This is a genomic window from Pseudomonas sp. PS01297, from assembly GCF_029959305.1.
GTDB classification, from domain to species: Bacteria; Pseudomonadota; Gammaproteobacteria; order Pseudomonadales; family Pseudomonadaceae; genus Aquipseudomonas; species Aquipseudomonas helleri.
Genome location: NZ_JASCPQ010000065.1, coordinates 1 through 13,062 on the forward strand (window position 1 = coordinate 1; position 13,062 = coordinate 13,062).

9 protein-coding genes are annotated in these 13,062 nt (G+C 61.9%); 2 read left to right on the forward strand and 7 right to left on the reverse strand.

Annotated features, from left to right (window positions below; all coding sequences use genetic code 11):
• Positions 1-70: 70 nt before the first annotated feature.
• Positions 71-1,654 carry an aldehyde dehydrogenase (NADP(+)) gene (locus QMX84_RS18235; RefSeq protein WP_262124389.1) on the reverse strand — a complete coding sequence of 528 codons (1,584 nt, stop codon included), beginning with the start codon at positions 1,652-1,654 and terminating at the stop codon, positions 71-73.
• Positions 1,655-1,694: 40 nt separating this feature from the next.
• On the reverse strand, positions 1,695-3,044 hold the full coding sequence (gudD, locus tag QMX84_RS18240) for a glucarate dehydratase (protein ID WP_282364457.1): 1,350 nt from the start codon (positions 3,042-3,044) through the stop codon (positions 1,695-1,697).
• Positions 3,045-3,339: 295 nt separating this feature from the next.
• Between gudD and QMX84_RS18245 the strand changes: the two genes are divergently transcribed.
• Positions 3,340-3,693 (forward strand): hypothetical protein, encoded by a 354-nt coding sequence (locus QMX84_RS18245; RefSeq protein ID WP_282364458.1) that lies wholly within the window; start codon positions 3,340-3,342, stop codon positions 3,691-3,693.
• Positions 3,677-6,067: a DNA polymerase II gene (locus tag QMX84_RS18250; RefSeq protein WP_282364459.1), complete on the forward strand. Its 2,391-nt coding sequence runs from the start codon at positions 3,677-3,679 to the stop codon at positions 6,065-6,067. The genes QMX84_RS18245 and QMX84_RS18250 overlap by 17 nt, the downstream gene beginning before the upstream one ends.
• On the opposite strand, the gene QMX84_RS18255 is transcribed toward QMX84_RS18250, so the two are convergent.
• The 5 genes from QMX84_RS18255 to QMX84_RS18275 form a co-directional block, all read right to left on the reverse strand.
• Positions 6,064-6,342 (reverse strand): hypothetical protein, encoded by a 279-nt coding sequence (locus QMX84_RS18255; protein ID WP_282364460.1) that lies wholly within the window; start codon positions 6,340-6,342, stop codon positions 6,064-6,066. The two genes, QMX84_RS18250 and QMX84_RS18255, sit on opposite strands and share 4 nt — an antisense overlap.
• A gap of 258 nt (positions 6,343-6,600) precedes the next feature.
• Positions 6,601-7,551, reverse strand: coding sequence for a bifunctional methylenetetrahydrofolate dehydrogenase/methenyltetrahydrofolate cyclohydrolase FolD (gene folD, locus QMX84_RS18260; protein WP_282364461.1), 951 nt, complete (start codon positions 7,549-7,551; stop codon positions 6,601-6,603).
• Between the two features lie 33 nt (positions 7,552-7,584).
• Complete coding sequence (locus QMX84_RS18265) at positions 7,585-9,267, reverse strand: APC family permease (protein ID WP_048369132.1); 1,683 nt, start codon at positions 9,265-9,267, stop codon at positions 7,585-7,587.
• A gap of 64 nt (positions 9,268-9,331) precedes the next feature.
• Complete coding sequence (locus QMX84_RS18270; RefSeq protein WP_262124396.1) at positions 9,332-11,674, reverse strand: aminomethyltransferase family protein; 2,343 nt, start codon at positions 11,672-11,674, stop codon at positions 9,332-9,334.
• Positions 11,675-11,689: 15 nt separating this feature from the next.
• Entirely contained in the window at positions 11,690-13,057 is a 1,368-nt protein-coding gene (locus QMX84_RS18275) for an NAD(P)/FAD-dependent oxidoreductase (protein ID WP_282364462.1), read from the reverse strand.
• Positions 13,058-13,062 lie beyond the last annotated feature (5 nt).

A 13,062-nucleotide genomic window follows, 5' to 3' on the forward strand; every position in this document is an offset into this window, starting at 1 on the left:
AGCTTGCCTCGCGATCTTTGAAAGATCAAAAGATCGCGAGGCAAGCTCGCTCCTACAGAGTGACGATCTTTTAATCGATCACTCGCGCACTCCACTCGCCATTGACCAAGCGCTGCAAGCCCAGCGGGTTGCTGTTCTGCAACGCTGCGGGAAGCAGGGCGTCGGGGTAGTTCTGGTAGCACACCGGGCGCAGGAAGCGATCAATCGCCAGCGAACCCACCGACGTACCGCGAGCATCCGAAGTGGCCGGGTAAGGGCCGCCGTGGACCATGGCATCGCACACTTCGACGCCGGTCGGGTAGCCGTTGACCAGAATACGCCCGACCTTTTGTTCAAGGATCGGCACCAGCCACTGATAGTGTTGCAGGTCGCCCGGTTCGCCAATCAGGGTAGCGGTCAGTTGCCCGCGCAAGGCCAGCAAGGCGTCTTTTAACTGCGCGTCATCAGCCACTTCGATGATCAAGGTCGCCGGGCCAAACACTTCTTCTTGCAGCAGCGGGTCCTTGTTCAGCAGCAGGCTGACATCGGCCTTGAACAGTTGCGGTTGCGCTTGCGTGCCACTCTGTTCATGACCCGCCAGATGGCTGATGCCCGCATGGTTGAGCAACTGCTCGATGCCCTTGGCGTAATTGCGCAGGCCACCGGCATTGAGCAAGGTGTGCGGCGCCTGTTCGCTCATGTGTTGGGTCAGTTGTTGCACAAACCCGCTGAACTCAGGTGAGCGCACACCGATGACCAAGCCCGGGTTGGTGCAGAACTGGCCGCCGCCCAAGGTCACCGAAGCGGCCAGGTCTTTGGCGATGCTTTGCGCGCGTGCGGCCAAGGCTTGAGGCAGGAGGATGACCGGGTTGATGCTCGACATCTCGGCAAACACCGGGATCGGCTGCTCGCGCTCGGCGGCCATTTTGCTCAGGGCATTGCCACCATGCAGCGACCCGGTAAAGCCCACGGCCTGGATAGCCGGGTGCTTGACCAGCGGCTCGCCGACGCCTGCACCAAAAATCATGTTGAACACGCCTTTGGGCATGCCGGTTTTTTCGGCGGCGCGGATAATCGCGCAGCCGACCTGATCAGCCGTCGCCATGTGCCCGCTGTGGGCCTTGAACACTACCGGGCAACCTGCGGCAAAGGCTGCGGCGGTATCGCCACCCGCCGTTGAAAACGCCAGCGGAAAGTTGCTCGCGCCGAACACCGCAATCGGCCCTACACCAATCCGGTATTGGCGCAGATCTACGCGGGGCAGCGGCTTGCGATCCGGCAGCGGCAAATCAATGCGTGCGCCTAAAAAGTCACCACGCCGCAAAACCTTGGCAAACAGGCGCATCTGCCCGCTGGTGCGGCCACGCTCCCCTTGAATGCGCCCGGCCGGCAGCGCAGTTTCGCGGCAGACCAGGGCGACAAAATCGTCACCCAACTGGTCGATTTCATCGGCGACGGCGTCGAGGAATTCGGCGCGGCGCTCGGGGCTCAGTTGGCGGAAGCTCGCAAAAGCTTCATCGGCGGCCTGGGCGGCGAGGTCGACTTCTTCGGCGGTAGCTTGATAAAAGTGATAAGGCAGAGCTTCGCCCGTGGTCGCATCAAGGCTTTGAAGGAGGGTGGTGCCTGTGGCGCTGCGGCGACCGGCGATAAAGTTGTGGCCTGTAACTGTCGACATGTGTTCAATCCTTACTCATTAGGCGTGCGTGCAGCGCGGCTCAGCGCACCAGACACGGTTTTTTGTTATCGAATTTCCAGCCGGGAATCATGTATTGCATGGCGATGCTGTCGTCCCGTGCGCCGAGACCCATGCCTTTGTACAGCTCGTGGGCCTTGGCCACGGCGTCCATGTCGATGTCCACGCCCAGGCCGGGTCTGGCCGGCACCTGGATCTCCCCGTCAATGATCTGCAGCGGGTCGCGGGTCAGGTGCTGGCCGTCCTGCCAGATCCAGTGGGTATCAATGGCGGTGATCTCGCCGGGCGCGGCGGCAGCGACCTGGGTGAACATGGCCAGCGAAATATCAAAGTGGTTGTTGGAGTGCGAGCCCCAGGTCAGGCCCCATTCGTGGCACATTTGCGCGACCCGCACCGAGCCTTGCATGGTCCAGAAATGCGGGTCGGCCAGCGGGATGTCGACCGATTGCAACTGGATCGCATGGCCCATTTCGCGCCAGTCGGTGGCGATCATGTTGGTGGCGGTCGGCAGGCCGGTGGCGCGGCGGAACTCGGCCATCACTTCGCGCCCGGAATAGCCGTTTTCGGCGCCGCACGGGTCTTCGGCATAGGCCAGCACTTTATGCTGGTCGCGGCACAGGGCGATGGCTTCCTTGAGCGACCACGCGCCATTGGGGTCCAGGGTGATACGTGCGTTGGGGAAGCGCTCGGCCAGGGCGGTTACGGCTTCGATTTCTTCAGCGCCGCGCAGCACGCCGCCCTTGAGCTTGAAGTCGTTAAAGCCATATTTGGCCTGCGCGGCTTCAGCCAGTCGTACCACGGCCTCGGGGGTCATGGCGTGTTCATTGCGCAGGCGAAACCAGTCATCGGCGCTCTCTTCACTGCGGTATCCCAGATCGGTTTGCTGGCGGTCGCCGATATAAAACAGGTAGCCGAGCATCTTCACCGCATCCCGCTGCTGGCCTTCGCCGAGCAAGGCCGCCACCGGCACCTCAAGGAACTGGCCAAGCAGATCGAGCAGGGCAGACTCCATGGCTGTCACGGCGTGAATGGTGATGCGCAGGTCAAACGTTTGCAGGCCCCGGCCACCGGCATCACGGGCAGCAAAGGTGCTGCGCATAGTGTTGAGCACGCGCTGGTAGTTGCCGATGGCCTGGCCGACCACCAGGCTGCGGGCGTCCTCCAGGGTTTCCCGAATGCGTTCACCGCCCGGCACCTCACCCACGCCGACATTGCCACTGCTGTCCTTGAGGATCACGATGTTGCGGGTAAAGAAAGGCCCGTGGGCACCGCTGAGGTTGAGCAGCATGCTGTCGTGGCCGGCCACCGGGATGACCTGGAGGCTGGTGACCACGGGCGTTTTGCTGGCGTGATGAGGGTGTTCGGCAGTCATGGCATGGTCCTTATTAGAATTAGAGTCAGGGCTGGGCGAATCAAGTTAACAGACATCATACGACTTGAGTTTTCACCTCGCAATGCCTCAATCAAACCAATCAGTTATAAAAAGACCTGGAAACGGTGATTTCTATAAGCGGATTGCCATTTTTACGTCCGCGTGAGCCCGTAGAGAAACGCACGGTTTTAAAAAGTGCTATCAAGTCATCGTATGTGTTGTGGCTTGGCTGTCAGCCAATGAATCCGTTGTACCCGCGTGCTATCGTGGGCGACTTTTTTTGAGGGGATATTCAATGCGTATGTTGATTGGCGCTGTAGGCCTGGCCTTGCTGGCGGGGTGTGTCTCACCGGCGATGAACGAAGCCCGCAACCAGGCCCCCGCGCGGACCTTGATCTCTGACAAAGAGACGCCGAAGGTAGCCGAGTGCATCAAGTTCACCTGGGAAGACGAGGGTGTGTTCGGGGTGGATGCCAGTGCCTATATCGACAAAGACAAATCTGGTCGTTTGACGGTCTATACCCGTGGCGCCGAGTCGTTTGTCGACCTGCAGCCGCAGGGCACCGGCACCGCCTTGAGCTATTACGCCAAGCAGCCAAACGACAGTGCTGCGTTGCGCCGTTTGGCCATGGTTGCCACGTGTTTGTAAGGCGCGCCTCGTTGTGCTGAGACATGGCTTTGTACTGACCCGGCACTGGCGTGATACGCCGTCAGGGGTTGAAGTGGAGTTCTGGCTGGCCACCGATGACGGGCCGCAGCACGTGCGCCTGCCGGTGCAGACGTCTGTCGCGTTTGTGCCGCAGGCGCAACGTGCTCAGGTCGAAGCGCTGGTGCAGGATGAGCGCAATATCGAGTTGCGTGAGCTGGCCCTGCGCGACTTCCACTCGCGGCCGGTGCTGGGCCTTTACAGCCAGCAGCATGGGCAATTGATCGACATCGCCCAGCGCCTGCGCCGCGCCGGGGTTGAGGTGTTCGAGGCCGATATTCGGCCACCTGAACGCTATTTGATGGAGCGTTTTATCACCGCCCCGGTGAGCTTTAGCGGCCAGCCCCAAACGGATGGCCCGCTGCTGGATACGCGGATGAAACCGCACCCGGACTATCGGCCGCGTTTAAAACTGGTCTCGCTGGACATTGAAACCAGCGCCCAGGGCGACCTGTATTCGATTGCCCTCGAAGGCTGTGGTCAGCGCCAGGTGTACATGCTCGGCAAGGCGACAGACGCCGACACCCCGGTGGATTTCGACCTCGAGTTTTGCGCCACCCGTGGCGACCTGTTGCTTCGCCTGAACCACTGGATGGCGCTGCACGACCCCGACGCGATCATTGGCTGGAACGTGGTGCAGTTCGATATGCGCATATTGCACGAGCATGCCCGGCGCCTGGGCATTCCGCTGCTGTTGGGGCGTGGGGGCAGCGAAATGCAGTGGCGTGAGCACGGCTCGCGCAACAATCATTACTTCGCCAGCGCGGCGGGGCGCTTGATCATCGACGGTATCGAATCGCTGCGTTCGGCGACCTGGTCGTTTACCTCGTTCAGCCTGGAAAACGTCGCGCAAACCTTGTTGGGTGAAGGCAAGGACATCAGCACCCCGTACCAGCGCATGGACGAAATCAACCGCATGTTCGCCGAGGACAAGCCCGCTCTGGCGCGCTACAACCTCAAGGACTGCGAGCTGGTCACGCGCATCTTCCACAAGACCGAGCTGCTGACCTTTTTGCTGGAACGTGCCTCGGTCACCGGGCTGGAAGCTGACCGCAGCGGCGGTTCGGTGGCGGCGTTCTACCACTTGTACATGCCGCTGATGCACCGCCAGGGCTATGTTGCTCCGAACCTCGGCGATAACCCGCCGCAGGCCAGCCCCGGCGGCTTTGTCATGGAGTCGCAGCCGGGGTTGTATGAGTCGGTGCTGGTGCTGGACTACAAGAGCCTGTATCCGTCGATCATCCGCACGTTCTTGATCGACCCGCTGGGGCTGATAGAAGGGCTGCGAGAGCCTGACGATGAACACTCGGTTCCGGGCTTTCGGGGCGCGCGTTTCTCCCGTACCCGGCATTGTTTGCCCGCGATCATCGAGCAGATAGCCAATGGCCGGGAAGTGGCCAAACGCGAGAAAAACGCACCGCTGTCACAAGCGCTGAAAATCATCATGAACTCGTTTTATGGGGTGCTTGGCTCCAGTGGCTGCCGCTTTTTCGACACCCGGCTGGCGTCGTCAATTACCCTGCGTGGCCATGAAATCATGCTCAAGACCCGCGCCCTGATCGAAGCGCAGGGTTACAGCGTGATCTACGGTGACACCGATTCGACCTTTGTCTGGCTGCGCAGCGAACACAGCGAAGCCGATGCCGCCCGCATCGGCCGTGAACTGGTGCAGCACGTTAACCAATGGTGGCAAGCCCATGTCCGCGATGAGTACGGGCTGGTCAGCGCGCTGGAACTGCAATTCGAAACGCACTACAGCCGGTTCTTGATGCCGACCATTCGCGGGGCCGAAGAGGGCAGTAAAAAACGCTATGCCGGGCTGGTGATGCGCCCTGACGGGCAGGCAGAAATGGTCTACAAGGGCCTTGAAGCCGTGCGCAGCGACTGGTCGCCGCTGGCGCAACAATTTCAGCAGGCGTTGTACTTGCGCATCTTCAACCGCCAGCCGTATCAGGATTACGTGCGCGATTTTGTGCAGCGCACCCTGGCGGGCCAGCATGACGAATGGCTGATCTACCGCAAACGCTTGCGCCGGCCGTTGAGCGACTACGAGCGCAACGTCCCGCCGCACGTGCGCGCGGCGCGGCTGGCAGACGAATACAACGACCAGCAAGGCCGACCCCGGCAATACCAGAATGGCGGCTATATCAGCTATGTCATCACCGTGGCGGGGCCGCAGCCACTGGAAAACCGCACCGCCGAGGTCGATTACGACCACTACCTGACCCGGCAGTTGCAGCCCGTGGCCGATGCGATTCTGGTGTTTGTCGACGATGACTTCAGCGCGCTGGTGGGCGGGCAGATGGGGTTGTTTTAAGCGTCGCTGGCGGGTGTTGCGGCCTTGGAGTGGGCACGGTCTTTCGCGGCCTTGGCTTCAGCGGCCAGACTTTCCAGACAAAACTGCTCGGCGTAACTCATCAGGATCTCGGTGGTATCGCCTTTGATCGTGCGCGAACCGGCAAGGATGTAGCGCATGCGTTTTTCAGTGACACCGATGCGCTGGGCAATCCAGGCCGGGGTCTGACCGATGCGGTCTACCAGCTTGTTGGCGTATTCAGTGGAATGGTTATAGCGTTCAGCGTTGGGAAACATAGAGGGTCCTGAGACGGAAAATAAAAACCGGACGGCAGGGTACTCCTTTTCGCCACAACCTCCCTTTATTTAAACGACTGGGGTGATAAGAGGCAGCTCCCACGGGGTTGTAGTCGCTGACGAGCACCGCGAGGCTGCGATCGATTGCGCAGCGATCGCGAAACCTGTGGCCCGAATCTGTCTGGATGAGCGCGTTGGCTGATTTACGACGACTGTGTCGCCGATCGCAGCCTTCGGCAGCGGCTACAAATGAGTGTTTCAGCCGACAGCCGGGTAGCTGATCGGGCGCTCTGCGCGTTGCAGTTCACTGGCGATCAGGGTGTTTTTCAGTAGATAGGCAATCGTCATCGGCCCCACACCGCCCGGCACCGGGGTGATGGCGCTGGCAACGCGACTCGCGCTCTCAAAATCCACGTCGCCCACCAGTCGGGGCCCGCTGCTGGTGTCGATTCGATTGATGCCGACATCAATCACCACAGCGCCTGGCTTGAGCCAGCGGGCATCAATCATCTGCGGCCTGCCCACGGCCGCGACCACGATATCCGCCAGACGGCACAGCGCCGCAGCATCGACGCTGCGCGAATGCACCACACTGACGCTGCAATTGGCCTGCAACAGCAAGGTCGCCATGGGCTTGCCGACGATGTTGGAGCGACCCACCACCACGGCGTGCAGGCCGCTCAGGTCACCGAGGGTTTCGTGCAGCAGGCGCATGCAGCCGCTGGGTGTGCAGGGTGTGAGGACCTCGTCGCCTTGCACCAGCCCGCCAACGTTTTCACGATGAAACCCGTCCACGTCCTTGATCGGCGCAATGGCCTGGATCACCGCTTGTTCATTGATGTGCGCAGGCAATGGCAGTTGCACCAGAATGCCGTTCACGCCCGGATCGGCGTTGAGGCGCTGGATCAGTTGCAGCACCTGCTGCTGGCTGACGTTGTCGGGCAGGCGGTGCTCCAGCGAGCGGATGCCGACGTCTTTAGCGCGCAGCAGTTTGTTGCGCACGTAGACTTCGCTGGCCGGGTCCTGGCCGATCAACAGGACCGCCAACGCCGGGTAAATCTGTTGTGCGGCAAGGGCGCGCACGTCTTCGCGAACCTCGTCGAGGACCTGCGCCGACAGGGCTTTGCCGTCGATGATGCGGGCGTGTGTCTGGGCTGAAGGTTTCAATCGAATCACCGTTGTCTTGAGGTTCAAAAGGGGCTGGAGCATCAGGGACGTGCCCCGATGCTTCAGCCGTAAACGTCAGATCACCGCCAGTTGATGGCAGCCATAGACCACGAGCACACCCGCGATCAACGTGGCGTAGGGCAACCAGCCCGCGCGTTTTTGCCCCGAGTCGGCCTCGATATAGAGGTCGTTGAGCATGGCTTCGGGGAAGCGCCCTTTGTCCTGCAGGTAATGGCGGAAGCAAAACACCGGCAGGATCAGCAGCGCCAGTAGCAGCCCGGTCAGCAGTGTGCCCGCGCCCCAAATGTCGGCGCCCAGGCCCATGCAGGCCAGGTTGACGAAACTCAGCACGCCACCGGCGGCCAGCAGCAGGGTGGGCGCCTTGTACGGGCGGGCCCAGTCCGGGCGGTCCATGCGGTGGATCCAGCCGGCATTGAGGTTGAGGAAGTTAAAGATGATGTAGCTGACGTTGGACGCCGCCAGCACGAACACGTAGTCCGACATCAATAACAACAGCAGGTTGAAACCCAAGTCGGTCCACATGGCCGCTGTCGGCGCCCCATGTTCATTGGTGCGACCCAGGTATTTGGGCAGCCAGCCGTCTACCGACGCTTGGTACAGGGTGCGCGACGAGCCCGACATGGAGGTCATGATCGCCAGCAAAGTGGCGAGCACCAGCATGATCAGCACGATGTTGGCCACCAGCTTGCCGCCACCGATGCTGTCGGCCATCACTTGGCCGACGCCCATGCCGCTGTAGATGGCAGGGGACAACAGGCCGCTGTAGACCGCCGGAGTAACCACCGCACCGCTGGCATCGAGCACCGCCGGTGTCACTAGTTGGCCCAGCCCGAGGCTGCCCTGAAACGCCAGCGGGACCAGGGTGAAGACGAAAATACACAGCACGCCCGCGTAAAAAATCGCCTTGAAGGTGTCGCGTTTCGGGTCCTTGAATTCGCGGGTGTAGCACACCGCCGTTTCGAAACCGTAGGTCGACCACGCGGCCATGAACAACCCGCCCGCCATCAGGGTCCAGCCGGACATGTTCCAGCTGCCATCGACCACTTGCCCGGCTGCATCGTGGGCCAGCGGGTAGAGCGGGAAGAAATTGGCCTGCAGGGTGTCGCCGGTAAACAGCGGAACCACGCCGACCAGCAGCAGCGGAATCAGCGAGGTCATGCCCAGCACCAGGGTCAGGCGTGCCGAGCGCAGAATGCCGCCGTGCTGCACGGCAAACACCGTCAGCAGAATCAGCAGGCCGATGGCGAAGGTGGCGTTGATGCGCAGCGACAGCCCGCTTTTGACCCAGCCCAGATCGAGCAGGGTCAGTTGCCAGGTGTTGATCAGCGAATCGGCCGGAAACAGCGCCGTCAGGATGTAGCCTGCGGCCAGCCCTGAGCCGATGGACAGCACCGGCGACCAGGCCAGCCAGTTGCACCACACCGACACCGGGGCTATCAGCTTGCTGTAGCGCACCCAGGCCACGGCGCCATACACCGAAGCGCCGCCGGATTTGTGCGGGAACAATCCGGCAATTTCGGCGTAAGTGAAGGCCTGAATAAACCCGAACAGGATCGACACGATCCACACAATCCAGGCCGGTTTGCCCACCGTTGCGGCAATGGCGCCGATGGTGAACAGCACCAGCGCCGGGACGCCGCTGGCGACCCAAAACGCCCCTCGCCAATCGATTTTTCGCTGCAGGCTGCCCACTGAACGGGCGGACTGCGGTACGGCCTCGAACGTAGTCGCTTCCATCTTCTTGATCCCATGTCTGTATTGCGTGGTAGTGGGGCAGGCAAAGTGGGGTGACGTTCGTCGATCAGCTACGCACCCGGCTCTTGTCCGGGTCATAGAAGATCGCTGCGCTGACCGTGGCGCTGATGCGCTTCTGCAGGCCATCGACTTTTCCAACTTCCAGCTCAGTACCGGCTTCGCTGCACGCCACATCCACCCGGCACAAAGCAATGTTGTTGCCCAGCAGCGGTGAGCGGCAGGCGCTGGTGACCACCCCGACCTGGGCCCGGCCACGGTAGACCGGGTCGCCGTGGTGTGCGCCTTCGTTGCCGCTCAGATACAGGCCCACCAGCTTGTGCGTGGGGTGGGCGCTGCGGCGCAGCAGGGCGTCGCGGCCGATAAAGTCATCGGTTTTGCCTTTAAGCGGCACCGAAAAGCCGATCCCGGCTTCAAACGGATCGGTCTGATCGCTGAATTCATACCCGGCAAAAATCAGACCGGCTTCGATGCGCAGCATGTCCAGTGCTTCCAGGCCCAACGGGACGATGCCCAAGGGTTGGCCCAGCGCCCAGATCCGGTCCCAGACGCGCTCGGCATCTTCGGGCTGGCACCAGACCTCAAAGCCCAGTTCGCCGGTGTAGCCCGTGCGCGAAATCATCAGCGGGCAGCCGTCGTAACCGTCCAGGCGGCCCACCAAAAAGCGGAACCAGCCCAGGGTTTCAACACTTGGCTGGCCGGGCGGGGTCCAGACCATCTGTTGCAGCAGCTCGCGGCTGCGCGGGCCTTGCACAGCCAGGTTGTGAATCTGCTCGCTGGCGGACTTGATCCAGACTTTCATGCCCAGTTTTAGTGCTTGTTCACGCAACCAGACGCCGGCGTAGTCCTCGCCGCAGATCCAGCGAAAATTGTCCTGGCCCAGCCGTAGCAGAGTGCCGTCGTCGAGCATGCCGCCGTGTTCGTGGCACATGGCCGAATACACCACCTGGCCGATTGCCAGACGCCGCACGTCGCGGGTCAGGCAGTGCTGCAACAAGGCTTCAGCGTCCGGCCCGAGGATTTCGAATTTGCGCAGGGCGGTGAGGTCCATCACCGCCACCCGCTCGCGGCAGCCTAGGTATTCCTCGATGGCGCCGTAGCCGTCGTAGCGCAGTGGCAGCCACCAGTTGCGGTAGTCGACAAAACTGCTGGTGAGGGCGCGGGTACGCCCGTGGAATGCGCTTTCGCGGGTCAGGATCGGGTCGGCATCCGCCGTTGCTCGAGTGCTCATGGCGATGGAAAAACGCTCCTTTTCGCTGTAGATGCGGACATGAATGTCCGTCGGGTTCCAGCCGTTTGCCGGGTCGATGTCGTCCGGGCACGACGTGCTGCCACACACCAGGTCGGTCATGGCCCGCAGCAGCACGTAATCGCCGGGACGTGACCAGGGCTCGTCGAGGGTCAGGTGCTGGTGCGCGTCGATCCCGGTGTTAAAGAAGAAATTGATCGCCGGCCAACCGGCGCGGGGTTGTACGCCATGCGCGGCGAGTACCCGGCTCAGGTTGTCGCTGCAGTTGTCGTGCCCAAAATAGCCATGGGTTTCGTAGTAGCGTGCCGCGCAAGCCAGGGCGAAGGAGTCGTGGCGGCCAACGGTGTCTTGCACCACTTCGAGCATCGGTTGCATCTGGCGGTCGAAAAATTTCGAAAACAGGCCGGGTAGCGGGTAAGCGCTGCCGTTCAGGGTGCGGGTCACGGTCTGGTCGAGGTCCAGCTCCAGGCCGCGATCCAGCGCCCGGCGGTCCAGCGCGACAAAGTCAGAGCATTGCCGGCCAGCCACATCCAGTACCTGCACATACTGGCCCTTGGCGACGGTATAGCTGTGCGCCGTGCCGGGGCGCAGGGTGAATTCGTCGACCAGTTCAGCCAACGGCTCGGGCAGCCCGGGCAGCAGCAGGGCCGAGGGATTGGCCCGGGTCACCAACACCCGCAGTTCGCTGGGGCGGTACTGGCGGTCAACCGCGGTGGGTTCGGCGGGGGCGGCGATGAGCACCAGTCGTTCGGTCTCGGCAACCCACTGCTGCTGGTGTCCGGCCGGGCTGTCGGTGCCCCAGAGCAATGCCGGGTGCGGCAGGTTGTTAGCCTCAATGGCGCGTTTGCCCAGGGCTTGAGTGATCCGTCGGGCTTGCAGCGTGGGCTCGCTCAGCCGGGTGCGCAGGTAAGTGTTGGCGGCCGATGCGCTCAGCCCCCAATCGCTTAACGCGCTGGCGCCTTGCGCAGTGAGCGCCAGCAGCTCACACGGTTGCTGGCCTTCAAGGTCGATCACTTGCAGGCTGTCACCGGGTTGCAAGGCAATCAGCGTCAGGCCTCCCGCCGCCACCCGGTAGCGCTCCAGATTGGGCGCCCGGGCAAACAGCCCGGGTTCGTGGGGCCGGGAAATGCGTGGTGCATTCATCAACAGGCTCCCGGGTCAGCCGACCGATTTGATGGTGGTGGGCGGCTCGCCCAGATACGCCGCCATGGAGTCGTCCAGCGCATGCAGCCACGGCGTGTGGTGGGGTGGCGATTGGGTGCCGGTCATCAGCGAGCGGTACGACTTGTCGCGATAACCCATGATGTTTTCGGCTTTGTCATGCTTCCAGTGCAGGAAGGTTTGATTGACCGCCGCGATGTCGAAGTTCGGGTAGTCGGTGGCGTCGACCAGTTCCTGGATGTACGCGCCCTGGAATTCGAACATCTGCTGGTTGGTTTCCAGGGCTTGTTCACGGGCCTGCCATTGCTGGCTGTCGGCGGCCCTTTGAGCCGGGTCGGGCAACTGGATGCGCCCCAGAATCACGTCGCGGGCGTACCAGGCCTGGGCGTCGAACATGTTGAACGAGTACCACTGGTCTTGCATGCCGAGGTAGATCAGGCGCGGGTTGGGTTCCCAGAACACGCCCTTGTAGAGGTTCATCGGCCACAAGCGGTTGTCGGTCTTGAGGCTCAATTCGTCAGGCAGGAACGGGAAATGATGCTTGTAGCCGGTGCACAGAATCACCGCATCGATGTGCTTGCTGCTGCCATCGGCAAACCAGGCGCGGTTGTTTTCCAGGCGTTGCAGCTGCGGTTTTTCTTCCCAGTTGTCCGGCCAGGCATAGCCCATGGGCGCGGTGCGATAGCAACTGGTAATGCTCCGTGCCCCGTATTTGTAGCATTGCGAACCGATGTCTTCGGCTGAGTAGCTGCTGCCGACAATCAGCAGGTCCTTGCCCTTGAATTCCAGCGCTTCGCGAAAATCATGGGCGTGCAGGATGCGCCCGGCGAATTGCTCGAAGCCTTCGAAGTACGGGACCTTGGGCGTAGAAAAGTGCCCGCAGGCGTTGATCACGTAGTCGAACTGCTCGCTGGTCAATGTGTCGCTGTTGTAGTCGTGGGCCTGCACGGTAAAGCGCTGGCTGGCCTCATCGAAAGTCACTTGGCGCACCGCATTGTTGAAGCGGATGTAGTCGCGCACTCCGGCTTTTTCGACCCGGCCCTTGATGTAGTCCCACAGCACTTCACGGGGCGGGTACGAGGCGATGGGGCGACCAAAATGCTCTTCGAAGGTGTAGTCGGCGAACTCCAGGCACTCTTTCGGCCCGTTCGACCACAGGTAGCGGTACATGCTGCCGTGCACCGGCTCGCCGTTTTCATCCATGCCGGTGCGCCAGGTGTAGTTCCACATGCCGCCCCAGTCGTTTTGCTTCTCGTAACACACCAGCTCGGGGATCTCGGCGCCCTTGTCACGGGCCGACTGGAAGGCTCGAAGTTGCGCCATGCCGCAAGGGCCGGCACCGATGATTGCCACGCGTAAGGTCATGATCG